The 25,529-nt window shown below is 63.5% G+C and carries 10 protein-coding genes; 4 read left to right on the top strand and 6 right to left on the bottom strand.

Annotation, left to right across the window (positions count from 1 at the left end; genetic code table 11):
* Nucleotides 1–71 precede the first annotated feature (71 nt).
* The 3 genes from PSH73_RS09060 to PSH73_RS09050 form a co-directional block, all read right to left on the bottom strand.
* Nucleotides 72–3,494 carry a hypothetical protein gene (locus tag PSH73_RS09060; RefSeq protein WP_305462273.1) on the bottom strand — a complete coding sequence of 1,141 codons (3,423 nt, stop codon included), beginning with the start codon at nucleotides 3,492–3,494 and terminating at the stop codon, nucleotides 72–74.
* Nucleotides 3,495–3,671: 177 nt separating this feature from the next.
* A complete protein-coding gene (locus tag PSH73_RS09055; RefSeq protein ID WP_305462271.1) occupies nucleotides 3,672–16,616 on the bottom strand; it encodes a non-ribosomal peptide synthetase in 12,945 nt (4,314 codons plus the stop codon).
* Between the two features lie 70 nt (nucleotides 16,617–16,686).
* Nucleotides 16,687–17,445: a thioesterase II family protein gene (locus PSH73_RS09050; RefSeq protein ID WP_057960217.1), complete on the bottom strand. Its 759-nt coding sequence runs from the start codon at nucleotides 17,443–17,445 to the stop codon at nucleotides 16,687–16,689.
* 312 nt (nucleotides 17,446–17,757) lie between these two features.
* On the opposite strand from PSH73_RS09050, the gene PSH73_RS09045 reads away from it, so the two are divergent.
* A complete protein-coding gene (locus PSH73_RS09045) occupies nucleotides 17,758–18,309 on the top strand; it encodes an RNA polymerase factor sigma-70 (RefSeq protein WP_029298131.1) in 552 nt (183 codons plus the stop codon).
* 159 nt (nucleotides 18,310–18,468) lie between these two features.
* Here PSH73_RS09045 and PSH73_RS09040 read toward each other — a convergent pair whose 3' ends face one another.
* The 3 genes from PSH73_RS09040 to PSH73_RS09030 all read right to left on the bottom strand — a co-directional run bounded on the left by PSH73_RS09040 (nucleotide 18,469) and on the right by PSH73_RS09030 (nucleotide 21,084).
* On the bottom strand, nucleotides 18,469–19,482 hold the full coding sequence (locus PSH73_RS09040; protein WP_057960218.1) for a GNAT family N-acetyltransferase: 1,014 nt from the start codon (nucleotides 19,480–19,482) through the stop codon (nucleotides 18,469–18,471).
* An 81-nt stretch (nucleotides 19,483–19,563) separates the two neighbouring features.
* Entirely contained in the window at nucleotides 19,564–20,361 is a 798-nt protein-coding gene (locus PSH73_RS09035) for an ABC transporter substrate-binding protein (RefSeq protein WP_081044287.1), read from the bottom strand.
* Between the two features lie 99 nt (nucleotides 20,362–20,460).
* Entirely contained in the window at nucleotides 20,461–21,084 is a 624-nt protein-coding gene (locus tag PSH73_RS09030; RefSeq protein WP_057960220.1) for a TetR/AcrR family transcriptional regulator, read from the bottom strand.
* A gap of 157 nt (nucleotides 21,085–21,241) precedes the next feature.
* Here PSH73_RS09030 and PSH73_RS09025 point away from each other — a divergent pair, with 157 nt between their 5' ends.
* The 3 genes from PSH73_RS09025 to atuC are packed head-to-tail and all read left to right on the top strand — an operon-like array spanning nucleotide 21,242 to nucleotide 25,525.
* Complete coding sequence (locus PSH73_RS09025; RefSeq protein WP_120732421.1) at nucleotides 21,242–23,020, top strand: acyclic terpene utilization AtuA family protein; 1,779 nt, start codon at nucleotides 21,242–21,244, stop codon at nucleotides 23,018–23,020.
* A gap of 12 nt (nucleotides 23,021–23,032) precedes the next feature.
* Entirely contained in the window at nucleotides 23,033–23,905 is an 873-nt protein-coding gene (locus tag PSH73_RS09020) for an SDR family oxidoreductase (protein ID WP_120732419.1), read from the top strand.
* Between the two features lie 3 nt (nucleotides 23,906–23,908).
* The gene (atuC, locus tag PSH73_RS09015) at nucleotides 23,909–25,525 is read left to right on the top strand and encodes a geranyl-CoA carboxylase subunit beta (RefSeq protein ID WP_120732417.1); all 1,617 of its coding nucleotides are present in this window, start codon (nucleotides 23,909–23,911) and stop codon (nucleotides 25,523–25,525) included.
* Nucleotides 25,526–25,529: the final 4 nt, after the last annotated feature.

The following is a 25,529-nucleotide window of genomic DNA, read 5'->3' as shown; positions in this document are numbered from 1 at the left end:
CTCGTTGGTCCAATACCTAACGGCCGACCCCGAGCGTTTGCTCACCCCTTTTCTGCAGGGCGGGCATTAGCTCAATGACGATAAGTCTCGCCACCATGCCAGATGGTTAGCGAATCAATCGCCCCATGCACCAGACACAAAACGTCAATACGGACTATTTTTGCTCCGTTTTCAGCCTCGAAATCGACCCAGGCCCTAGTCGCTGCCTCACGAGTCCCAAGTAGCTGATTATTCTCACCAAAGAACTTGAACGTCGCGATATCGGTGCCGGTATTTGCATAACCGAATCTCACCCGCGCGCATCTGAACTTAAACTTCAGACGTGATAGCTGCATTGTATTAGCGCTACCGCAGCGCACTGCCAATGCCTTGCCCTCAATCATTCCCGGCACCAGTTCTCCGGCAGTTCTGACTGGATGAAGCCCAATTCCAGGGGGAGATGAGGCTGGTAATTCAAAGTCCAATAAGCGCGTATTGATGATAGTCCCTGCCCCCAGATACTCCTGGCTCGGATAACTCTCAAAATCATCAAAATCGGTTAAGAAATTGGCCCGGATAATCAGCTCCAGAATCGGAAACACCAGCGCTTCACTTTCATGGGTACTGCCATCGGCGGTCACCTTACAGGTAAACATCAGGCGGCTGAGGTCCTTCAAGAGCTCAAGTTCGAAACGCTGTAGCACCTTTTTCAAACCTGTACTCGCTTCACCTGCTGTCACCCCCTGCCCCAAGTAAACGTTGATCGTATAAGGGTTGCCATTCTTTTGGGTACCGACGCCCCGCAACCATACTTTCTGGTCCGGCAAGATAAACCACCAGGGTTCAACGGTGATATCCGGGTTCCCATTAAAGGTGCGCAAGTCCAGAATATTGTTGGTTGCCTGCGGCACCACCGGCGCTGGCAAACGTACCGGCACACTGATTTGCAGATCGAAGTCCGGGGAAGTCGCCACTTTGCACAGGCTGGTAACGGTGTAGTTGATCTTCACCGTCTTGCCAATCCCACGAATCACCGCCTCCCGGGGGATATGGAAATCCACGTAATCCGGGTCATTGCTGCCAGGCTTCGAGGTCAGCGGCAGGCAGGTACCGTCTGCGCGTTTCCAGCACACGCTGATTGCATGGCCGGGGCTGATCAGGTCATAGGCCACTCGCACCGTCACGCCATCGCGGCCGTTGTATACCGTGAGCTGCGAGCCTACCGCTTCGCGCACCGTGGGCGCTTCGAGTACCAGGTCCTCCTGGGCGATTTCGAGGGTCAGCGATGCAAATTCCTTGGCGCTGGCCTTGTCGGACTCACCATTGAAGTTCACCGCGAAATGCACTTCAAAGGCACTGCAATCCGCCAGTTTTTGCAGTTCGTTGCGCGCCAGTGCCGCGGTGACGCCACCGGCCAGCCATTCCTCGGTTACCGCCTGACCTTCCAGCACCTCAAAACGGTAGGGGCTGCCATCCTCCAACTCACCCGTCACCCACAGCCAGCAAGGTTGGCCCAGGGCCAGATAGAACCAGGTAGCCACCATCGCCGTGGCATCGCCCCCGAAGGTATTAAGGTCCAACGTGCTGCCCGTGGCCTGTTCCACCGCAGGCGCGGGCAGGCCGCTGAGATCCAGGACCTGCACCTCTTTCACCGGCGACTCCCAGAAGCCACCGCAGGCACGCGACACATTGTAAGAAACCGATATTTTCTGACACAGGTTGGCGCTGATCGCAGAGGCCGGAATCGGGAACACCATGTTTCGCTCATCTACACCGACAGTACGACACTCCAACGCCGGCGAACCGAGCCCTGGTGTGCCGGTAAACGTCGGGCACACCCAATCCCCCGGACACATATGCCCGTACGCCACCTGAAGATGCGCGCCCTCCACCGTGTTCACCGGGTTGAGTAGCCAGCCGTCGGCGCCGCAGTCTACGGACTCGACAAGATGGGGGGCCGTCAACTCCAAGTGGGGCTCGGTGAGCAGATTCACCAGCAGTGAAGGAAAAGACCTGTAGACCGGCCTTGAATCCTTACGCGGAAGAAACTCGACACTAAAGAGAACATACAACTGGCTGTCATGTTTGAGCGCCGCCAGTTGGGCCCGAGACAAGGTTCTGGTCCAACCGCTACGCACGTCTTCTTCAGTAATCGGCGCCTCATCAAAAGGGAGCAGCCGGGCTTTCGAGCCATCCGGGTAAACACCACCGATAAACAACTGAATAACCTGGCTGGTGCCGATAAACGGCCAAGGCGCGACATGAACAGTCACCGGGTCATCACAGCACATCCCTCCAAGGTCCAGGGTGTTGAACGGCGCTTCGAAAATCTGCGGCTGGGGCAGGTTGGCCGGCAGTGGGATCCTGACCACACCTTCAGGCGACGTGTGCGGCTCCCCATCCCGGGTCACGGTATAGGAGAAATGCGCGAAGTTATCCAGGCGCATGCCCACGTATTCCGGCGGCACATGGAAGTCGATGCACCCCTCCTCTACGCCATACTGCGGTGCAATCGGCGCGCAATCACCGAAGGTGGATTCCCAGCACAGGGCAATATGGTCCGTGCTCTGCATATCCTCGTAACAAACACGTACCGTGGCCCCCTCCAACAACTTGAGGGGATCAACCTGGCCCTGGCCTTGCGCCTCGACCAATGTCGGGGCTTGCAAATGCAGGGAGGTATCGACAAACAACAGCGCCGTGTTGCGAGGATGAAACTCGTGGGCGTTTTCGGGCAGTCGGGTTTCGTAGATCGGATCGACCGGTACCGGCGGCTTGGGATCGGTGCCATCAAAGATCACGGCGATATGAAGGGTCAGTGCCGAATAGTCTTCCCGTCGCGCCATCCAGCCCCGTGACAGCTTGAACTCAAAGACATGATCGTCATGGGCTTCGGCCTCCATGACCACATGGTCCCGCGCCACCCAGTTAAACGCGAACGGCGGCTTGTGCTGATCACCGGCCACATTGATAAACAGGCGCTGCCCGGCCTGAATCATCGGCCAGGCGTTAAGGCGGATGGTCTCATCGCCCCTGAATGTCTTCATATCCAGTTGCCAGGTGCTATGGACATACTGGGCATGCTCAAACTTCGGCAGCGACTCCTTGAGGTCCGCCTCCCTGATCTGCTGGACCTCCAACTCCAGCACCAGCGATTCCTTCAACTGGCCTGCCACCCGCGCGGTGTACCAGACCAAAACCGTATGCCCAATGCTGGTGCTGACCGATTGCCAGGGAACCTGAATATCAATACTGCCGCTGGTACTGCCCGGTTGCACAACAGGTTCAAACACCGGCTCGTCCTGGCCCTTGATCGCCCAGTACAAGGTGATAGGACCCGTGCCCATCCCCGTAAAAGCGACGGTCGCGACAGTGCCGTTTTTCGCCTTGATGGGGTCCAGGGTGTTGTTATTGACGGCGTAGCGAATCTGCGGATAGGGCAATTCGACAGCAACCTCGGCAGGTGCCTGGGTAGCCGCCAACGGTGGGCTTTGGGGGGTGGTTTTTTTGACCATGATGCGACCTCCTGTCTGGGAAAGATAACCAGCAAGCCTGCTGGGCAGGCCCAAATCTGCAGGTATCTAGCCCCGGAAACAGGAGGTTTGCCTACTGTCAGAATTGACAGTTCGCACCCCAAAAATGTGCAAAACCGACCAATGGCGTGCCGCCTGTGTGGCGGCCCGTTCGCCGACTCAAAGCCCCTCCAGCTCCGCCATCAAATCGCTCAGGCGGTCCACCGTGCCGGCACTGATGTCACTGGCCGCCAAGCCCTCGATGTACGTCGCCAACTCCGCTACCGTGTTGCATTCGAACATCGCCCGCAGCGGCACATCCCGTTGCAGGCTCTTTTGCACCCGCGAGGCGATTTGCGTGGCCAGCAACGAATGCCCGCCCAGCTCGAAGAAGTTATCCAGCACGCCCACCTGCTCGACCTTCAGCACCTCGGCCCAGATTGTGGCCAGGGTCTGCTCCAGCTCGCTGCGCGGCGCCAGGTAATCCTGGCTGTGCAACTGACCGATCTCCAGAGCCGGCAAGGCCTTGCGGTCGAGCTTGCCGTTGGCATTCAACGGCAGGCGCTCCAGCCACAGCCAGTGCAACGGCACCATGTACTCCGGCAGTTCGCTGCGCAGGCGCTGCTTGATGCGGTCCAGGCGTTCGCCAGGGTTAAGGCTGGCATCGCTCGCCACCAGGTAACCCACCAAGTGCTTGCCATTCACGCCCTCCTGCACACCCACCGCCGCGTCGCGCACCTCGGGCTGCTCGTGCAGGCGCGCCTCGATTTCACCGAGTTCGATGCGGTAACCGCGGATCTTCACCTGATGGTCGATGCGCCCGACGTACTCCAGCACCCCATCGCTGCGCCGCCGCGCCAGGTCGCCGGTGCGATACAGGCGTTCTCCCGGCGCACCAAATGGATCCGCCACAAACACTTGCGCAGTACGCAGCGGGTCGCTGACGTACCCGCGCCCTACCCCGGTGCCCGCCACACACAACTCACCCACCGCCCCTTGCGGCACCAACTCCAGCGCGCCGTCGAGCAGATACAAACGGTTGTTGTCGGTCGGCGTGCCGATCGGCAGGTAGGTGCCACGGGTCGAGGCCAGGTCGACGCAAAAGAACGCCACGTCATCCGAGCATTCCGCCGGGCCATAGGCGTTGACCAGGCCGATATCCGGGTAACGCAGCAGCCATTGGTGCGCCAGCTCTGGCGGCATGGCCTCCCCCGTCGGCAGCATCCAGCGCAGGCCCTGCAGGCTGATACGCTCCTGGGCAAGCATGCCCTGGATCAGCGACGGCACGCTTTCCAGCACCGTGATGCCCTGGGCCTGGACATGGGCCAGCAGGCCCTGCGGATCATGGGCAATGGTGTTGGGCACAATGTCCACCCGTGCGCCAAACAACGGCGCGGCGAGGAATTGCCACACCGAAATATCGAAGCTTTGCGACGCGGTCTGGGCGATCACATCCTGCTCGCTCAACTGCAGGTACGGCACCTTGCTCAACTGGTTATTGAGCATGCCGCGCTGCTCGACCATCACGCCCTTGGGCAGCCCGGTGGAGCCGGAGGTGTAGATCACATAGGCGAGGTTGTCCGGGGCACTGTAGATCCCCGGATTGCTATCCGCGCCCGCCAACTCCTCCCACACCAGCAGCTTCGGCCGCGCGCCGCAGGCAAAGTCTTCGAGCAACACCTGCGCCTGTTCAAGGCAGGCTGCCGTGCACACCAGCAGCGGCGTGCGGCTCAGGTCGATGATCCGGCTCAGGCGCTGGGCCGGCAGGCCGGGATCCAGCGGCAAATAACCGGCACCGGCCTTGAAGCTGCCGATGATCATGCCCAGCAGTTCCAGGCCGCGCTCGGCCAGCAGCGCCACCGGCTGATCCAGGCCGACACCTGCCGCGACCAGGGCATGGCCCAGGCGGTTGCTGTGCTGGTTCAGCTCGGCATAGCTCCATTGCCGGTCCAGGCAACTGGCGGCAATGCGCTGCCCATGCTGCGCCACCTGCGCTTCAAACAGTTCAACGTAGCTGCTTTGCAGCGGGTAGTCGTGGGCGCTCTGGTTGCAAGCGTGCACCAGGAACTCACGCTCCTGCTCGCCAATCAGCGGCAGGTCGGCCATATCGCCATGGAAGCCCTGCACCAGCGCCAGCAGCAGGCGCTTGAACTCAGCAAGCATGCCCTGCACGGTGCTTTCATCGAAATAACGCTGGTCGTAGGACAGGTGCAGGCCCAGGTCATCCCCCGGGTAACACACGGCGGTCAGCGGGAAGTTGGTGTGGGTACGGCCCGAGTCCGAGGTGGCGTTCAGGCTTTGCGCACGGTCCAGCACCGAGACTTCCACCGGAGCGTTTTCAAATACAAACAGGCTGTCGAACAGCGGCTGGCCCTTGGGCAGTTCGCTGTGTTCCTGGATTGTCACCAGCGGCAGGTATTCGTACTCGCGCAGCTGCATATTGCTGTCGAGCAAGGCGCTCAACCAGTGGCGCACGCTGCACGGCTGATCGTCCTCGGGCAACTTGACCCGCAGGGCGATGCTGTTGATAAACAGGCCGACCGTGCGCTGCATGTGCGGCATGTCCACCGGGCGCCCGGCCACCGTGACGCCGAACAACACGTCACGCTCGCCGCTCAAGCGCCGCAGCACCAAGGCCCACGCCGCCTGGGCGAAGGTATTGACGGTCAGTTGATGAGCCTGGGCCAGCTCGCGCAATTGCGCACCGTCACGGGCATCCAGACGGGTATAGCAATCCCCCACCACCATGCCGCCACTGTGGCCGGCGTGTTCACGCAGGAATGGCCGGTCGCTGGGGATCGGCGTGGTGCGCTCAAACCCTTGCAGGTTCTGCTGCCACCACTGCCGCGCCTCCGCCAGGTTCTGACGTTGCAGCCAGGCGATGTAATCGCGATAGCGTGGCGGCGCGGCCAGTTGTGCTTCTCGACCTTCACCCAGGGCGGTGTAGATATCGAAAAAATCATTCATCAACAACGAACGGCACCAGGCATCAATCAGGATGTGGTGGTTGCTCATCATGAACCAGTAGCGGGCCTCGCCGACGCGGATCAGGCGCAGGTGGAACGGCGCCTGATTGAGCAGATCGAAACCGGCCTCGCGCTCGCTTTTGAGCAGCGCTTGCAGGCGCGGCTCCTGTTGCTCGGCCGGGGTGCCGGTCCAGTCCAGGTATTCGATCGGCGTGCTGCCGGGCTTGTGGATCACCTGCAACATCGCTTCGCCGACGTTCCAGCAGAACGACGCACGCAAGGCTTCATGCCGGGCGATCACGGCTTTCCAGGCCAGGGCAAAGCGCTCGGGGTTGAGCTCGCTGTTGATGCGGTAGCGGTCCTGCATGTAATAGAGGCCGGTGCCCGGCTCCAGCAGGGTATGCAACAGCAGGCCTTCCTGCATGGGCGTCAGCGGATATACATCCTCGATGGCGCTGGCCGGCACCGGCAACGCGTCCAGTTGCACCTGGGTCAGGTGCGCCAGGGGGAAGTCGGACGGTGTCAGGCCGCCGGCATCATCGCGCAGGCAATGGGCGATCAGGCTCTGCAACTCGCCCAGGTAGGCCTCGGCCAGCTCGCTGATGGTCTGGTGGTCGTGGCGCTCGCGGCTGAAGGTCCAGCGCAGCAGCAGTTCGCCGCCGTACACCTGGCTGTCCACACTCAAGGCGTTGGGCAGTGGCGCATCCGGGTCATGGGCCGGGCCGGCAGACACGTCCAGCGGGTGGAACAGCGCCTGGCTGTCGAAGCTCTGGTCGAACTGCCCGAGGTAGTTGAAGGTAATCGAGGCGTTCGGCAACGCCGCCATGGCCTGGCGACAGGTACTGTCGGTCAGGTAGCGCAGCACGCCATAGCCCAGGCCTTTGTGCGGCACCGCGCGCAGTTGCTCCTTGATCGCCTTGATCGACGCGCCCTGGCCGCTGGCCTCCTCGATATCCAACGGGGTCAGGCGCAGCGGGTAAGCGCTGGTGAACCAACCGACACTGCGGGTCAGGTCGATCTCATCAAACAGGCTTTCGCGGCCGTGGCCTTCCAGCTGGATCAGGGTCGATGCGTGGCCGCTCCAACGGCACAGCACGCGGGCCAGTGCAGTCAGCAACAGGTCGTTGACCTGGGTGCGGTAGGCGCTCGGTGCCTGTTGCAGCAACTGCCGGGTGCGCTCGGCATCCAGGCGCACACTGACAGTCTCGGCGTCGCGGTTGCGCAGGCTGCCGTCCGCCCGGTCCACCGGCAGTTCAACCGGCGGGCCAGCCAACTGTTGCTGCCACAGGCTCAGTTCTTCACGCAGGGATTCGCTAGTGGCATAGGCCTGCAAACGCGCGGCCCAGTCGCGCAGGGCGCTGGTCTTGGCCGGCAGGCTGACGGCCTGGCCGTCGCTCAATTGGCGATAGACGTTTTGCAGGTCTTCGAGCAATACGCGCCAGGACACGCCATCCACCACCAGGTGATGGATGGCGATCAGCAAGCGTTGCTGGCCGAGCGGCCCGTCCACCAGCAAGGCGCGCAGCAGCGGGCCGCGCTCCAGGTCGAGGCTGCTCTGGGCATCGGCGAACAGCGCCTCGCACTGCGCCATATCCGCCACCTGGGCCAGCCACAACACGCCACCTTCCGGCACGGCCAGATGCTCGGCGTGCCATTGCGCGTCGCGCTGGGTGAAGCTCAGGCGCAAGGCGTCGTGGTGTTCCAGTACGGCCAGCAGCGCCTGTTCCAGGCGGTGCGGGTCCAGGGCCTGCACCGGCGCCAGCACCAATGCCTGGTTCCAGTGCTGACGCGCCGGGATCTCACTGTCGAAGAACCAATGCTGGATCGGCGTCATGCCCGAGGGGCCGGTCAACAGCCCTTGCTCGGCAGTGACCTGCTCACTGCACGTGGCCACTGCGGCCAGGGCCTGCACGGTCTGGTGCTGGAACAGGTCGCGGGGGCTGAAGTGAATCCCCGCCTGCCGCGCCCGGCTGACCACCTGGATCGACAGGATCGAGTCGCCACCCAGTTCGAAGAAGTTATCGTGCAGCCCGACCTGCTGCACATTGAGCACCGCACACCAGATCGCGGCCAGGCTCAGTTCCAGCGCATTGCTCGGCGCCACGTACTGCTGCCGATTGGCCTCGGGGTCCGGTTGCGGCAAGGCGCGGCGGTCGAGCTTGCCGTTGGCGGTCAGCGGCATGCTGTCGAGCACTATCAAGTGCGCCGGCACCATGTAGTCCGGCAGTTGCGCCTTGAGGTGGGTCTTGAGCGCCTCGCGCAAGGCGGCGTGATCGCGGGCATCGCTGACCAGGTACGCCGCCAGTTGCTTGCCACTCGGCGCATCCAGGGCCAGGACCACCGCTTCGCGGACCGCCTCATGCTCAAGCAGGCGGGTTTCGATCTCGCCCAGTTCGATACGGAAACCACGGATTTTCACCTGATGGTCGATCCGCCCCAGGTACTCCACCAGGCCATCGGCACGCTGGCGCACCAGGTCGCCGGTACGATAGAGCCGCCCGCCATCGGCATACGGGTCGGCCACAAAACGTTCGGCGGTCATGCCCGCACGCTGGTGATAACCCTGGGCCAGGCCGGCACCGCCCACGTACAGCTCGCCAGTCGCGCCTTGGGGCACCAGCGCCAGGTCGGCATCCAGAATATAGGCGACCCGCGCGCCGATGATGCTGCCGATCGGCACGCTGCCGGCGCCCTCCTCCAACACCTCAGGGGCCAGGCTGGCCAGGGGCATGACCACCGTTTCGGTCGGCCCATAGGCATTGAAGAACAGCGCCGGCTGGAACGCTGCGCGGATGCGCTGCAGGTGCTCGCCAGTCAGCGCCTCGCCGCCAGTGATGCACATACGCACCGGCAGGGTCTGGTTTTGCGTGGCCAGCCATTGCGCCAACTGGCTGCCATAGCTAGGGGTGAAGCCGAGGATATTGATCCGATGCTCACGGATCAGCCCGCAGATTTCTTCGGCATCCCATTGCCCCTGGGCGCGCAACACCACCTGCGCACCACTGAGCAGCGGCACCAGCAGGCGCTCGGTGGCGGCGTCGAAATTGATCGAATAGAAGTGCAGCTCGCAATCGTCGGGGCGCATGCCAAAGCGCTCGATCACCGCCTGGCAATGCATGGCGATTTCACCGTGGGACACCACCACCCCCTTGGGCTTGCCGGTGGAGCCGGAGGTGTAGATCAGGTACGCCTGATGCTGCGCCAGGCTGATCGCCGGCAGGTCACTGGCCGGGTAGTTGGCGAGCACCGGCAAGTCATCTTCCAGGCACCAGCAACTGACGCTGGCGGGTAACTCACCAAGGGCGTCGAACATCGCCGCATCGCTGAGCAACAGGCCGATGCCGCTGTCTTCGATCATGTAGTGCAGACGGTCCAGCGGGTATTCCGGGTCCAACGGCACATAGGCGCCACCGGCCTTGAGGATCGCCAGCAGGCCGATGACCATTTCCAGTGAGCGTGGCAGCGCCAGGCCGACCCGCACCTGTGGGCCCACCCCACGCTCGCGCAGCATCCAGGCCAGGCGGTTGGCGCGGCTGTCCAGCTCGCGGTAACTCAGGGTTTGCCCGGCGAAGGTCAGCGCGGGCGCATCCGCACGGGCCTGCACCTGGGCGCTGAACAGCGAATGGATGCACTGGTCGAGACGGTGCTCGCCGGCCTCGATACCGAGGCCGTCTTGCAGGGCGCGTTGCTCATGTGCCTGGAGCATCGCCAACTCGCTCAAGCGCTGTTGCGGATCGGCGATCAGCGCCTCCAGCAGGTTGCGCCAATGGGTGGCCATGCGCGCAATGCGCGGCTCGTCGAACAAGTCGGTGCTGTAGGTCAGGCAGCAACCCAGGCGATGATCGAGGTCGGTGACTTCCAGGTTGAGGTCGAACTTGGTGGCACGCGCATCGTTGGCCAGGTACTCGACGGTCATCCCGGCCAGTTGCCGGCTTTGCTGGAATTCCCAGCGCTGCACGTTGCACATCACCTGGAACAGCGGGTTATACGCAGCACTGCGCGGCGGCTGCAGGGCTTCCACCAAGTGGTCGAACGGCAGGTCCTGATGGGACTGGCCTTCGATTACGGTGTGGCGCACGTGCTCAAACAGCTCAGCAACGCGCATCTGCCCGTCGAGCTGGCAACGCAGCACCTGGGTGTTGAGGAACGCGCCGATCAGCCCTTCGCTTTCCGGGCGGATGCGGTTGGCCACCGGCGCACCGATGCGCAGGTCGGTCTGGCCGCTGTAGCGGTAGAGCAGCGTCGCCAGGGTCGCAGTCATGGTCATGAACAGGGTCAGGCCATGTTCGGCATTGAAGGCGCGCACCTTGGCGGCGAGTTCATCGCCAAGGTCAAAACGGTACAGCTCGCCCTGATGACTTTGCACCGCCGGGCGTGGCCGGTCGCTGGGCAATTCCAGCAGCGGATGCTCGTTGCCCAATTGCGTGGTCCAGTAGTCGAGCTGGCGCTGGCGTTCACCGGCCTCCAGCCATTGGCGCTGCCACACGCTGTAGTCCAGGTACTGCACCGGCAACGGTTCCAGGGGCGATTCGCGCTCGTCGATAAAGGCTTCGTACAGCGCGCTGAGTTCACGGGCAAAGATGTCCATGGCCCAGCCTTCGGTGACGATGTGGTGCAGGGTCAGCACCAGGTAGTGTTCCTGCTCGCCGGCCTTGACCAGACAGGCGCGCAGCAACGGTCCGGTTTCCAGGTTGAACGGGCGGTGGGCTTCCTGGTCGGCCAATTGCTGCACGCGCAGTTGGCGCTCGGCTTCGGTAAACGCCGAGAAATCCTGCCAGTTCATGCGCACGCTGCTTTGCGCGGCGACGTTCTGCCGGGCCACACCATCGACACTCGGGAAGGTGGTGCGCAGGGTTTCGTGGCGCATGATCAAGACTTGCAACGCCGCCTCGAAACGCCCCACATCCAGCACCCCGCGCAAGCGCGCCATGCCACCGACGTTATAGGCCGGGCTGTCCGGCTCCATTTGCCAGAGGAACCACATGCGCTGCTGGGAATAGGACAGCGGCACCGGCTGGCGGCGATCCACCTTGCCGATCGCGCTCTGTTGGTTGCGTTGGCCGCTGGCCTGGATCAGGCGCACCTGTTCGGCAAACGCCCCCAGCTCACTGGCTTCGAACAAGGTACGCAGGGGCAGCTCCACATCACAGGCCTGGCGTGTGCGGGAGATAATTTGCGTGGCCAGCAGTGAATGGCCGCCAAGGGCGAAGAAGTCGTCGCGCAGGCCGACACGCGGCAGGCCCAGCACTGTGCGCCAGATCGCGGCGATCTGCTGTTCCAGGGCGGTGTGCGGCTCGACATGCTCACGCACCTGCCACACCGGCTCCGGCAAGGCGCGGCGGTCGACTTTGCCGCTGGGGCTCAGGGGCATGACATCTAGGCGGATCAGTTGCGCCGGCACCATGTACTCCGGCAACTCGGCGGCCAGTGCGGCTTTCACGTCCAGCTCATCCAGCTCGCCGCTGGCCGTGTAGTAACCGATCAACTGCGCACCGCCGGCGGTCTCGCGAATCAACACCAGCGCCTGGGCGATGCCCTCCTGGGCCAGCAGCCGCGCCTGGATTTCTTCCGGCTCGACCCGAAACCCGCGCAGCTTGACCTGCTGATCCAGGCGCCCGAGGTACTCCAGCACGCCATCAGCCGTCCAGCGCACGCGGTCGCCGGTGCGGTACAAACGGGCGCCCGCCGCGCCCAGTGGGTCGGCGACAAAACGTTCGGCGGTCAGCCCGGCACGCCCCAGATAACCACGGGCCAGGCCAATCCCGCCGATGCACAGCTCACCCGGCACCCCTGCGGGCAGCAGGTTGAACTGCTCGTCCAGCACCCGGCAAAGCACGTTGCCCAATGGGCGGCCAATCGGCGAGCGCTCGCCGTCGGTGCGCTGACAGTGCCAATGGGTGACGTTGATTGCCGTTTCGGTCGGGCCATAACGGTTGTGCAACTGCACCGCCGGCAATTGCGCGAGGAGCCGATTGCGCAACTCGGCGGGCAAGGCTTCGCCCCCGGAAAACACCCGGCGCAGGCTGATGCATTCGGCCGCCAGCGGTTCATCGACAAACAGCTGCAGTAGCGGCGGCACAAAATGCAGGGTGGTCACGCCATGCTCCTGCACCAACTGTGCAATGCGATGGGGGTCGCGATGCTCGCCGGGGCCGGCCAGTACCAGGCGGCAACCGCTGATCAGTGGCCAGAAACACTCCCACACCGACACGTCAAAACTGATCGGTGCCTTTTGCATCAGCACATCGCTTTCATCCAGCTGGTAAGTGGCCTGCATCCACTGCAAGCGCTCGGCCAGGGCGCCATGGGTATTACCCACGCCCTTGGGCTGGCCGGTGGAGCCGGAGGTGTAAATCACATAGGCGAGGTTGTCGGCATTCAAGTGCAGGCCCGGCGCCTGGGTCGGCCAGCTGTCAAGCTTGAGGCTGTCCATGGCGATCACCGAAACGCCCTCGGCCACCGGCAGCTGTTGCAGCAGATGGGTCTGGGTCAGCAACAATTGCACGCCACTGTCGGCCAGCATGTAGGCCAGGCGGTCGGCGGGATAGTCCGGGTCCAGTGGCACATAGGCGCCGCCGGCCTTGAGGATCGCCAGTAAGCCGATCAGCAGTTGCGGCGAACGCTCGGCGGCAATCGCCACGCACACGTCCGGGCCGACGCCTTTGTCGCGCAGGTAATGGGCCAGGCGGTTGGCCTGGGTGTGCAGTTGGCCGAAGGTCAGGCTGGCGCCCTGCCAGACCAGGGCGGTGCGCTCGTCGCTGTGTTGGTTGAGTCGTTCCGGCACCAGGCGCTGCGCCGGGGCGCACGGGGCCTCGCTCCAGTTGCATTGCTCGGTGTGCTCGTCGGCCTGCAGCAGCGCAAGGTCGCCCACCGCTTGGTGCGGTTGCGCACAGGCCGCTTGCAACAGGTTGATCAAATGCGTGGCCAGGCGCGCGATGGTGCTGGCGTCGAACAGCTCGTCAGCGTAGTCGAATGACAGGCTCAGGCGCCCGTTGCGGTCTTCTTCGCTGTGCAGTTGCAGGTCGAACTTGGCTTCGCGGCTGTGCCACGGCAGCTCTTCGGCCAGCAGGCCCGGCAGGCGGCGCAAGGCACTCAGGTCACGCTGCTGGTGGTTGAACATGACCTGGAACAGGCCTTGTTCCCGGGCTTGGGGGAAGGCTTCCAGCAGCTGTTCGAAGGGTAAGTCCTGATGGGCCTGGGCCTCGGTGGCGGCCAGGCGCGTCGCCGCCAGCAGCTCGCTGAAGGGCAGGCGCGCATCCACCTCGGCGCGCATCACCAGGGTATTGATAAAGAAGCCGATCAGGCCCTGGGTTTCGTGGCGTGTACGGTTGGCGTTGGGCACACCGATGCGGATATCGCGCTGGCCGCTGTAGCGGTACAGCAGGCTCTGGAACGCCGCCAGCAACAGCATGAACGGCGTGGCCTGGTGCGCTTGGGCGGTCTGGCGGATCGCTTCGCCCAGGCTGGCGTCCAGGCGCACGCTGTAGCGTGAAGCGCTGCGCCGTTGCTGGGCCGAGCGCGGGTGGTCGGTGGCCAGGCTCAAGATGGGATGTTCGTCACCCAGTTGCTGCTGCCAGTAGGCCAACTGGCGCTGGCCCTCGCCTGCGGCCAGCCATTGGCGCTGCCAACTGCCGTAGTCGGCGTACTGTACAGCCAGGGCCGGCAACTCGAGGCGCTGGCCCTGGGACGCAGCAGCGTAGAGGCGCGAGAACTCGTCGATCAATACAGTCAGCGACCAGCCATCGGCGATGATGTGGTGCAGGGTCACCAGCAACTGGTGATCTTCATCGTCCAGGCGCAACAGCGTGACCCACAACAACGGGCCTTGCTCCAGATCGAACTGGGTGCGTGCCTCGTCCTCGCGGATCTGCGCGGCGCGGGCTTCACGCTCGGCCAGCGGCAGGTCGCGCAGGTCGATGACTTGCACGGCAAACTCACGCTGTGCATCCACGCGCTGGTAGCCCTGGCCGTCGCGCTCATAGAACCGCGTACGCAGCGCTTCGTGGCGCTGGATCAGTTGCGCGAAGCTTGCGTGCAGCGCGTCTTCATCCAGCTCGCCGCGCAGGCGCAGGGCACCGGGGATGGTGTAGGCACTGCTCTGCGGGTCCAGTTGCCAGGTGATCCACAGGCGATTTTGCGCCAGGGATTGCGGCATATCCTGCTGGCGTGACAAGGCGCTGATTGCGCCCTGGGCCACGCCCCCCTCCGCCTGCAATTGGCCGACACTGGCGGCGAATTCGGCCAGCACCGGCGCCTCGAACAGCAGGCGCAGATTGAGTTCCAGGCCCAGGGTTTCGCGCAGGCGGGCAACCACTTGGGTGGCGCTGATGGAGTTGCCGCCGAGCAAGAAGAAGTGATCATCGCCAGCCACCTGCGCCACCTGCAACTGTTCGCACCAGATCGCGGCGATCTGCTGTTGCAGGTCTGACGCCAGTGCCCCATCGCCCGCCTGCGCGCGCTGATCGGGGAACTGCGCGTAGCTGTCGAGGCTGCCATCGGCCAGGCGGGTGCGGCAGGCCGAACGCTGGACCTTGCCACTGGAGGTTTTCGGCAACGCGCCGGGGTTGAGCAGCACCACCGCGCAGGGCGCTTCTTGATAGGCCTCGGCCACTGCCTGGCGAATGGCTTTGATGAGGGCTTCCGGCGGCAGGATCTTCTGCACGCTGCGGCTGATTTCTGCGGCGATGCCGATGCCTTCCAGGCCCTGGTCATTCACCGCAAATGCCGCGACACGCCCCTTGCGCACCACTTCCACTTCGCGTTCGACGGTTTGCTCGATGTCCTGCGGGTACAGGTTGTGCCCGCGCACGATCAGCAGGTCTTTCAGGCGCCCGGTGATAAACACCTCGCCGTCGCGGATAAAGCCCAGGTCACCGGTGCGCAACCAGGTGCGACCGGCGTGCTGTACAAACGTCTCGGCGGTGGCTTCGGGGTTGCGCCAGTAGCCGTGGGCAATACTCGGGCCGGTGGCCCAGATTTCGCCGACGCAGTTGTCGTCCAGCTCGGCGAGAGTCTGCGGCTCGACGATCAGCACCGCGTGCTCGGGCTGGCTCGTGCCACAGCTCATGATCGCGGTGCCCTGCCCTGGTTCGGCACGGTTGGCGGCCAGCGCCTGTTCGTCCAGGCGCAACGCCGGGATGCCCTGGCCACGGGTGCCGCCGGCGACAAACAGGGTCGCTTCGGCCAAGCCATAGGAGGCGAAGAAGTTGTTCGGGGTAAAACCGCACGGGGCGAACTTCTCGGCGAAGCGCTCCAGGGTGTCGAGACGGATCGGCTCGGAACCGGAATAGGCCACGCGCCAATGGCTCAGGTCCAGGCGCTCAAGGGCCGAGTCGCTGACCCGCTCGCTGCACAGGCGGTAGGCGAAGTCCGGGCCACCGCTGATGGTTCCGCGGTATTGGCTGATCGCTTCCAGCCAGCGCAACGGGCGGCCAAGGAAGTACGCTGGCGACATCAACACGCAGGGCACGCCGCTGAAGATCGGTTGCAACAGGCCGCCGATCAAACCCATGTCGTGGTACAGCGGCAGCCAGCTGACAATCACGTCATCGGGGTTGAGGTCGATGCCAAAGCCGCGACGGATCAGCAATTCGTTAGCCACCAGGTTGCCGTGGCTGACTTGCACACCTTTGGGCAAGGCGGTGGAGCCGGAGGTGTATTGCAGGAAGGCGATATCGTCGTCCTGCAGGTTTGGCGCGACCCAGCCGGCGGCGATTTCGCTGTGCAGTTCATCCACACAGAGCAAGGGCGGCGCTTGCTCGATCTGCCCCAGGGCGTCGCGCAAACCACTGCTGGTCAGCAACAGCTTGGGCTCGGCATCGGCGATGATCGACAGCAACCGCTCCTGGTGATGCCGGCGAGTAGACTCCGGCGGATAGGCCGGCACCGCGATCACCCCCGCGTACAGGCAGCCAAAGAACGCCGCGACATAATCCGGGCCGCTGGGGAACAGCAGCACCGCACGCTCACCTAGCCCGGCCGAGGCCTGCAAGGCGGCAGCGATGGTGCGGGCGCGCAGGTCCAGGTCACGGTAGCTGAGCACCACGGTCTCGGCGGCAGACTCAGCCAGAAAGCGCAGGGCCACCTGGTCCGGGGTCTGCGCGGCGCGGCGCTGGAGAGACTGGACCAGGGTGCGGGGAAGTTCGAAGGCGTCCATCATGAGGGGTTCCTGCCTGAAATCGGCTTACGGGGAAATCGGGGATAGAGGGCATGGGCGCGCGGCGGCGTGTTCAGCCGGTCGCCAGGGCCGCCCGCCGTGCAGCGCTATGGCGCCAGCGGGTCAAGTGTTCGTCGGCGTAGCGGCGCAGGCAGCGCAACAGTGAGCTTTCCTGTTGCACCAGAAAGAAATGGTGCCCCTCGAACATGTCCAGGGAGAAACCACTGGCGGTGTCTTCCTGCCAGTCGAGTAACTCGTCGGCGCGCACGTCATCCTGCTTGCCGCCAAACACATGGATCGGCATCGACAACGGCTCGCGCTCGCCATACTGGAAACTGCCGCACAACAGGAAGTCGGCGCGCAGGATCGGCAGCGTCAATTGCATCAATTCGCGGTTGGTCAACGCGTCTTCGGGCGTGCCCTTGAGCTTGCGCAGGCGCTCGATCAGTTGGGTGTCGTCTTTTTCAATGGCGTATTCGCTGACATCCCGTCGCGCCGGGCCGGCGGTGGCCGAAGCAAACAGCGCCAGCGGTTCAGGCAGCCCGCGTTCACGCAGGGCATGGGCCAGCTCGAAAGCCAGCAAACCGCCCAGGCTATGGCCAAACAGGGCGTAAGGGCCGTCGAGTTCGGCGCTGATCTCATCCGCCAACTGCGCGGCAAGCACCTTGATATCGCGCTGCAAGGGCTCGTCCATGCGCATGCCACGCCCCGGCAACTCCAGCGGGCGCACTTGCAACCACTCCGGCAGTGCCCGACGCCAGCGGCTGTAGAACATGGCGCTGGCGCCCGAATAGGGCAGGCAAAACAGGCGCAAGCGGGTCGACGTGCTCATCTCAGACCACCCCTGCCTGGATCGCTGGGTTCTCGCGATAGAAACGCATGTCGTCCTCCTCCGGGTGCAAATCCATGGCCGGCGTGTTGGCTGGCCTGTCACCAATGAGAACGGATGGCCCGGCAAAATAATTAGTCTGCCTGCCAGGGCTGGCACACAAAGAGAAGCGCCTCACAGTTTGTCTTTCGGTATAAGATTAGTTCCACTTCTCATTTGACAATCATTATCATTAAGCATAATTTGTTGCCCGATGTGTAGGAGGCCTCAGCAGGGATGCCCTCCACTAACCATATTTGCAGCAAGGTGATTTCCATGACGGAACAAGTATCCACAAGCAGGTGCGATTCACCGTTACTCCAGGCGTTTGTCGATAATCGACTGATCCTGGTCAAGATCGCGGCGCGCATTACCGGCTGCCGTTCCCGTGCCGAAGACGTGGTGCAGGACGCCTACTTCAGACTGCAATCGGCCCCGCAGATCACCTCATCGTTCAAGGCTCAACTGAGCTACCTGTTCCAGATCGTGCGTAACCTGGCTATCGACCACTACCGTAAACAGGCCCTGGAACTGAAGTACTCCGGGACGGAAGAGGAAGGCTTGAATGTGGTTATTCATGGCGCTTCACCGGAAACCTCGCACATCAATTTTTCCACCCTGGAAAACATCGCCGACGCCCTGACAGAGTTGCCCCAGCGCACGCGCTACGCGTTCGAGATGTACCGCCTGCATGGCGTGCCACAAAAGGACATCGCCAAGGAACTGGGGGTGTCGCCAACGCTGGTCAACTTTATGATCCGTGATGCGTTGGTGCACTGCCGTAAGGTTTCGGGGACCCATAGCGATACGTTTGCCCGACGGGTCTGACCACCACGCCATTGCAATGAGGCATGAGCTTGTATGGCAGCGGGCTTGCCCGCAATGGCATTGGATCAGCCAGTCAATCCAGTGGCTGACACACCGCTATCGCGGGCAAGCCCGCTCCCACACAAGCCCCCACAGTTGATCTTCATTACCCCCAAGGTCTCAGGCCAACCCACACCGCTCAAAAAACCGCTCCCGCCCCAGCATCATCAGCGCCGCGCGCTTGTGGGGGAAATCGAACTCCTTCTCGCAGTGGAAACACTGGTTCTGCATATACCCAATCATCTTCGCGTTGTCGGCCCTGGGCTCCGCCACCACCCGCTGGGTGCGCGGGTCGTCGAGAAACAGGTAGTGCACCAACGTCGCCAGCCAACTGGCCACCTTGTGCGGCCCGCGGTGGTGCTCCTCCCCCACCAGCATATGGATGCCCCGATCGTAATCGTCCACCTCATAGAACGGCGCAATGCGATCCTCCCTGGCCCAATACGCCTCGAAATAGGCAAACGGCTCATCGTCGAAACAGCCGATCAGCGTCAAGGCATGTGGATCAGCTGCAAGCTTCTCCAGATAGTCTCGATGCTGCTCCAGGCTGCCGCTTTCCTGCCAGAAACTGGCGACCCGCGCGCTGTTCTGCCAGCGATTGAAGCGGGCCAGGTCCACGTCGATCTCCAGCGTACGCAGTGAAATCCACGCGCCCAGGCGCGCGTCGAAACGTCGGTAGACTTCGCCGCACGGTTTGGGCGCACGCACCGGATGGCGCTTGCCATTGCTGAGGATCATTTGCTGCGGATAAGCGCCACTCACCGGCTGGCCCAACCACGGCTGTGGCAATTGCCAGAACAGAGTGCGCTCGCAACGGAACTGCCCTGCCACATCCGTGGCCAGCAGCAGGCCGCTGCGCAGGGCCTCGTCAGGGGCGTATTCGAGGTGCCAGGCCAGTTGCTGGCGCTCAGGCTCCCGGGCAAACAGCCAGTAACAGGCGGCCCACAAGGCCTGCACCGACGGCACCTCACCGGGGCTTTGCAACTGCAGGTGCAGCTCTTCGCCGCGCGCCAGGCGCAGGCGCACCAGCGGCTGGCCTGCGAGAGTCAGGGTCAGGCGGCCATCGCTTTCGTCTGCGTTAAGGGCAGGCCCTGCCGGGAGTGGCAGGACTGACAAGTCTTGGGGATTGGGCATGGAGGGGGCTCACGATAATCGTCGACAGTTAGACGAAGTGACGTGAACCAGCAGCAAAAATTTAAGCGGGCGTTGCCCGGATCAGGGCGCGTCAGCTACCGGCAGCACATCAATGCGGTACGGTTCGAAGATCTTCAACAGCTCGCCGCTGTCGCGCAGATCCTTGAGCAATGCGGCAAACGCCGGGCCGCTGATCGCCGCCTTGGGCCGCAGCAAGGCGTAGTGGTGGTACACCTGATCAATGCGCTCCGACACCAGGAACTGCCCGGCGGTGTCGGCATTGCGCACCATAAAGTCACTGAGGTAAGAACGTGTGACCAGGGCGATATCCGCGCGGCCACGGGTCACCATCAGCAAGTTGCTGTCATGGGAATAGGTCAAGGTGGCGTTGAACTGCGCGGCCATGGCCTTGGGGTCGGGGTTGAAGTTGGCGAAGGCGTAGTGATAACCGCTGAACACCGCCAGGCGCTTGCCCGTCAGATCGGTGAAATAGCCCTGGCCGCGATCGGTCTGGCGCTGGGCAACGAATATCTCGGCGTCCTCCAGGCCCATGTCGACACTGGCATGGGGGATATCCTGCCAACCCCACTGCGGGTTCTCGAAGATGGCCATATCGATCCGGCCCTGCTGGAAATCACGAAAACGCCGGGGAATGGAGGTGGGTACCAGCACAAACTGGTACTCGCGCTGCGCACGGTTCAGCGCTTCCAGCAATTGCGGGAGCAGCCCGCTGTCGGCGCCCTGCTCCGGGCGCACCGTATACGGTGGAAAATGCGCAGCACCGACCCGTACCAATTGGGCCGCCGAAACCTGCGCCTGCCACAAGGTGCCCATTGCCAATACTGTTAATCCTGCAGCCAGCCGCAATGGCGAAAACATCAGGCACGCACCGTTCAAAATCTGGATCTCGCTAAGCTAGGCGTTTTTGTCCGGGGAGACAACTTCCGGCCCGACAATTAAATCGCTTGCTTTACCCGCCTAATCCGCCTTCAGCACCAGCAGCAATGCTTCATCGGCCAATTGCTCGAGGGTCATGCTGCCCTGGGCGCGGAACCAGGTCGTGGTCCACGACAGCGCCCCGGTCAGGAAACGCCGAGTGATAAATACATCACCCTTGATATACCCAGCCTGCTTGGCCTCCCCCAATACCTGCAACCAGATCTCTTCGTAGACATCGCGCAATGCCAGCACCTGGGCCTGCCCTTCTGCCGACAGCGAACGCCATTCATACACCAGCACCGCCATGGCCTCGCCGCTGCCGCCCATGATCGACTGCAACTCACAGCGAATCAGCGCCAGCACCCGTTCGCGCACGCTGCTCGCCTCGGCCAGGGAGGCGCGCATCAGCGCGGTGTTGTAATGGATGGTTTCCTCCATCACCGCCCGCAGGATTTCGTCCTTGCTCTTGAAGTGGTGGAAGATGCTGCCGGACTGGATCCCCACCGCACTGGCCAGGTCGCGCACGGTAGTGCGTTCATAGCCCTTGTTGCGAAACAGGTGAGCCGCGGTCTGCAGCAGCTTGCCCCGGGCGCTGTCGGGGTCGGTCAGTTGCCCGCCGTCCACCATGGTGCGCATCACCTCCAGGGCTTTTTGCTCATCCATGCTGCTCTCCTCAACTACTTTGATTGCGTCATGGCCGGCAATTTAGGCCGTGGCAGCCACCCAAGCAAGCGCTTGGGCACAAGTTGTGTACGCAGTTTACAAACCAAGCGCTTGCTTGGTAGTCTCGACCCAGCGATTTTGCAGAGAAGGACGTCCCATGAACAAGACCGTTCGTATCGGCTGCGCCAGTGCATTCTGGGGCGACACCTGCACCGCCGCCGCGCAGTTGGTGCAAGGCGGCGCGCTGGACTACCTGGTGTTCGACTACCTGGCCGAAGTCACCCTGTCGATCCTCGCCGGGGCGCGCATGAAAGACCCCCAGGCCGGCTACGCCCCGGATTTCGTCGAAGTCCTGGCGCCGTTGCTCGGTGATATCCAGCGCCAGGGCATCCGGGTGATCAGCAACGCCGGCGGCATCCACCCCCAGGCCTGCGCCGCCGCCTTGCAGGCCGCCTGCGACCAGGCCGGGGTGCCGCTGAAAATCGCCGTAGTGCTGGGCGATGACTTGCAACCGCAGTTCAAGCAACTGCAGGGCATCAGCGATATGTTCAGCGGCGCGCCTTTGCCGGCGATGTGCGTGTCGACCAATGCCTACCTCGGCGCGCCGGGCATCGTCCAGGCCCTGCAACTGGGCGCCGATATCGTTATTACCGGGCGCGTGGTGGACAGCGCAGTGGTCAGCGCGGCCCTGGTGCATGAATTCAACTGGGGGTGGCAGGACTACGACCACCTGGCCCAGGCCGCACTGGCCGGGCATATCATCGAATGTGGCGCGCAGTGCACTGGCGGCAACTTCACCGATTGGCGCGAGGTGCCGGACTACGAGCACATCGGTTTCCCGATTGTCGAGGTCAGTGCCGACGGCCAGTTCACCGTCAGCAAAGTGCCGGGCACAGGCGGCCTGATCAGCGAACTGAGCGTCGCCGAACAACTGCTGTATGAGATCGGCGACCCACGCGCCTACCTGCTGCCGGATGTGATCTGCGACTTCAGCCAGGTCACGCTGGAGCAACAAGGCGAAAACCGCGTGCGTCTGCGCGGTGCCAAAGGGCTGGCACCCACCGACCAGTACAAAGTCAGTGCCACCTACCCCGACGGTTTCCGCTGTACCGCCAGTTGCCTGCTGGCCGGCATCGACGCGGTGGCCAAGGCCGAACGGGTCGGCCAGGCGATCATCAACAAGACCTCGCAGTTGTTCAGCCAGCGCGGCTGGGCACCCTATACCGAGGTCAGCATCGAGTTGCTCGGCAGTGAGGCCACCTACGGCGCCCATGCCCGGCGCCAGGCCTGTCGCGAAGTGGTGCTCAAGCTGGCGGTGCGTCACCCAAGCAAACAGGCCCTGGTGCTGTTCGCCCGGGAAATCGCCCAGGCGGCCACCGGCATGACGCCGGGCCTGACCGGCATTGTCGGCGGCAGGCCCACGGTGTATCCACTGATCCGCCTGTTTTCGTTCCTGATCGACAAAAGCGCGTGCCGCCTGAGCGTCGACTTCCAGGGGCAATCCCACCCTTGCGAACTGCCTGCCACGGCCGCCCTGAGCACGCCCCACGCGCCCCTCGACCCGCCCAAACCCGAAGGCCGCGCCGAGGCCAGCGTGCCCCTGGTCAAGCTGGCCGTGGCGCGCTCCGGGGACAAGGGTAATCACAGCAATATTGGCGTAATCGCGCGCCAGCCCGAATACCTGCCATGGATTGCCGAAGCACTGACCCCAGAGGTGATCGTCGACTGGATGAGCCATGTACTCGACCCACTGCACGGGCGCGTCGAGCGCTGGTACCTGCCGGGCAGCCACAGCCTCAACTTCCTCCTCGAAAACGCCCTGGGCGGCGGCGGTATCGCCAGCCTGCGCATCGACCCACAAGGCAAGGCTTTCGCCCAGCAACTGCTGGAAATCCCGATTGCCGTGCCCCGCCACATCGCCGATCAACTCACCTAAGGGACTCTCGCCGTGGCCTTCGACTCGATCTTCAAAGCCGACCTGTTCCAGGGGCAGACCCTTATCGTCACCGGTGGCGGCAGCGGCATTGGCCGTTGCACCGCCCATGAACTGGCGGCACTCGGCGCCCATGTGGTGCTGGTGGGGCGCAAGCCGGAAAAGCTGCAACGGGTCACCCAGGAAATTACCCAAGACGGCGGCCACGCCAGCTGGCACGCCTGTGATATCCGCGATGAAGAAGCGGTGAAGGCGCTGGTCAGCCAGATCATCGAGGCACACGGGCCGATCCAGGGTCTGGTGAACAATGCCGGCGGCCAATACCCCTCGCCCCTGGCGTCGATCAATCAAAAAGGCTTTGAAACCGTGCTGCGCACCAACCTGGTGGGCGGTTTCCTGATGGCGCGGGAAGTGTTCAATCAGTCAATGAGCAAGCACGGCGGTGCCATCGTCAACATGCTGGCCGACATGTGGGGCGGCATGCCCGGCATGGGCCACTCGGGCGCAGCGCGCGCGGGGATGGACAACTTCACCAAGACCGCCGCGTTCGAGTGGGGTTACGCCGGGGTGCGGGTCAACGCAGTGGCGCCGGGCTGGATCGCCTCCAGTGGCATGGACACCTACGAAGGCGCGTTCAAGGCGGTGATCCCGACCCTGCGCGAGCATGTGCCCCTCAAGCGCATTGGCACCGAATCGGAAGTCAGTGCGGCGATTGTGTTCCTGCTCAGCCCCGCCGCCGCATTCGTCAGCGGCAGCACCTTGCGCATCGACGGCGCCGCCAGCCTGGGCAGCCGCGCCTGGCCGCTGCACAAGGCGCAGCCGCCGAGCCCGTCGTTCAATGGTTTTCACCGCGCCTACCTGCCGGATGTGCTCAAGGAGGGCCAATAAACCATGCCGGTCATCGACTCCCTACTCGACACCCACAGCCCGCAGTTCGCACAGAACCGCGAGGCCATGCTCACCGCCATCCATCATCTGCGCCAACTGGAACAGAACCTGTTGGACAAGGCCGCCGAGGCCAAGGGCAAGTTCGACAAACGCGGCCAACTGCTGCCCCGTGAGCGCCTCAACCTGTTGCTCGACCCCGGTGCGCCCTTCCTCGAACTGGCAAGCCTGGCCGGTTACAAGCTGCACGACGACAAGGATGGCAGCGCGGCCGGCGGCGGGCTGATTGCCGGTATCGGCTATGTCAGCGGCGTGCGCCTGCTGGTGGTGGCCAACAACAGCGCAATCAAGGGCGGGACGATTTCCCCCAGCGGCTTGAAAAAATCCCTGCGCCTGCAACAGATCGCCATGGAGAACAAACTGCCGGTGGTGACCCTGGCCGAAAGCGGCGGCGCCAATCTTAATTACGCGGCGGAGATTTTCGTCGAAGGCGCGCGCAGCTTCGCCAACCAGGCGCGGATGTCAGCCATGGGCCTGCCGCAGATCACCGTGGTGCACGGCTCGGCCACCGCCGGCGGTGCCTATCAGCCGGGGCTTTCGGATTACGTGGTGGTGGTGCGCGGCAAGGCCAAGCTGTTCCTGGCCGGCCCGCCGCTGCTCAAGGCCGCCACCGGCGAAGTGGCGACGGACGAGGAACTGGGCGGCGCCCAGATGCATGCGCAAACCGCCGGCACCGCCGAATACCTGGCGGAAAATGACGCCGACGGCGTGCGCATCGTGCGCGAGATTGTCAGCCTGCTGCCCTGGGACGACCGGCTGCCACCCCAGCCGGCGCGGGCCTATGTCGAGCCGCTGTATCCGATTGAAGAGCTGCTGGGCCTGATCCCCTCGGACCCGAAAAAGCCCTATGACGTAAGGGAAATCATCGCGCGTATCGCCGATGGCTCCAACTTCCTGGAGTTCAAGGGCGAGTTCGATCCCCACACCGTCTGCGGCCACCTGCACATCCAGGGCCGGGCCTGCGGGTTTATCGGCAACAACGGCCCGATCACGCCCAAGGGCGCGAGCAAGGCCGCGCAATTTATCCAGCTGTGCGACCAGAGCCAGACACCGCTGCTGTTTTTCCACAACACCACCGGCTTTATGGTGGGCACCGAATCCGAGCAACAAGGCGTGATCAAGCACGGCGCGAAGATGATCCAGGCGGTGGCCAATGCCCGCGTGCCCAAGCTCACGGTGGTGGTCGGCGGTTCCTACGGCGCCGGCAACTATGCGATGTGCGGCCGTGGCCTGGACCCACGCTTTATCTTCGCCTGGCCCAACAGCCGCACCGCCGTGATGGGCGGCGCCCAGGCCGGCAAGGTGCTGCGCATTGTCACCGAGGCCAAGCAGTTGAAAGACGGCCTGGTGCCCGACCCCAAGGTGCTCGACATGCTCGAACACGTCACCGCGCAGAAACTCGATAGCCAGTCCACGGCCCTGTATGGCAGCGCCAACCTGTGGGACGACGGGCTGATTGACCCGCGGGACACCCGCACGCTGCTGGGCTACCTGTTGGATATCTGCCAGCAAGCCCAGGTGCGCCAATTGCAACCCAACAGCTTTGGCGCCGCGCGCTTTTAACGAT

This window comes from Pseudomonas sp. FP2294, assembly GCF_030687625.1.
GTDB classification, from domain to species: Bacteria; Pseudomonadota; Gammaproteobacteria; order Pseudomonadales; family Pseudomonadaceae; genus Aquipseudomonas; species Aquipseudomonas shahriarae.
This window is presented reverse-complemented; position numbering and strand designations above follow the sequence as displayed.

Coding starts and splice junctions, on each gene's coding strand:
- PSH73_RS09060 (WP_305462273.1), bottom strand. CDS start 3,494: ATGGTCAAAAAAACCACCCCCCAAAGCCCACCGTTGGCGGCTACCCAG.
- PSH73_RS09050 (WP_057960217.1), bottom strand. CDS start 17,445: ATGAGCACGTCGACCCGCTTGCGCCTGTTTTGCCTGCCCTATTCGGGC.
- PSH73_RS09035 (WP_081044287.1), bottom strand. CDS start 20,361: ATGTTTTCGCCATTGCGGCTGGCTGCAGGATTAACAGTATTGGCAATG.
- PSH73_RS09025 (WP_120732421.1), top strand. CDS start 21,242: ATGAACAAGACCGTTCGTATCGGCTGCGCCAGTGCATTCTGGGGCGAC.
- PSH73_RS09045 (WP_029298131.1), top strand. CDS start 17,758: ATGACGGAACAAGTATCCACAAGCAGGTGCGATTCACCGTTACTCCAG.
- PSH73_RS09040 (WP_057960218.1), bottom strand. CDS start 19,482: ATGCCCAATCCCCAAGACTTGTCAGTCCTGCCACTCCCGGCAGGGCCT.
- PSH73_RS09030 (WP_057960220.1), bottom strand. CDS start 21,084: ATGGATGAGCAAAAAGCCCTGGAGGTGATGCGCACCATGGTGGACGGC.
- PSH73_RS09055 (WP_305462271.1), bottom strand. CDS start 16,616: ATGATGGACGCCTTCGAACTTCCCCGCACCCTGGTCCAGTCTCTCCAG.
- atuC (WP_120732417.1), top strand. CDS start 23,909: ATGCCGGTCATCGACTCCCTACTCGACACCCACAGCCCGCAGTTCGCA.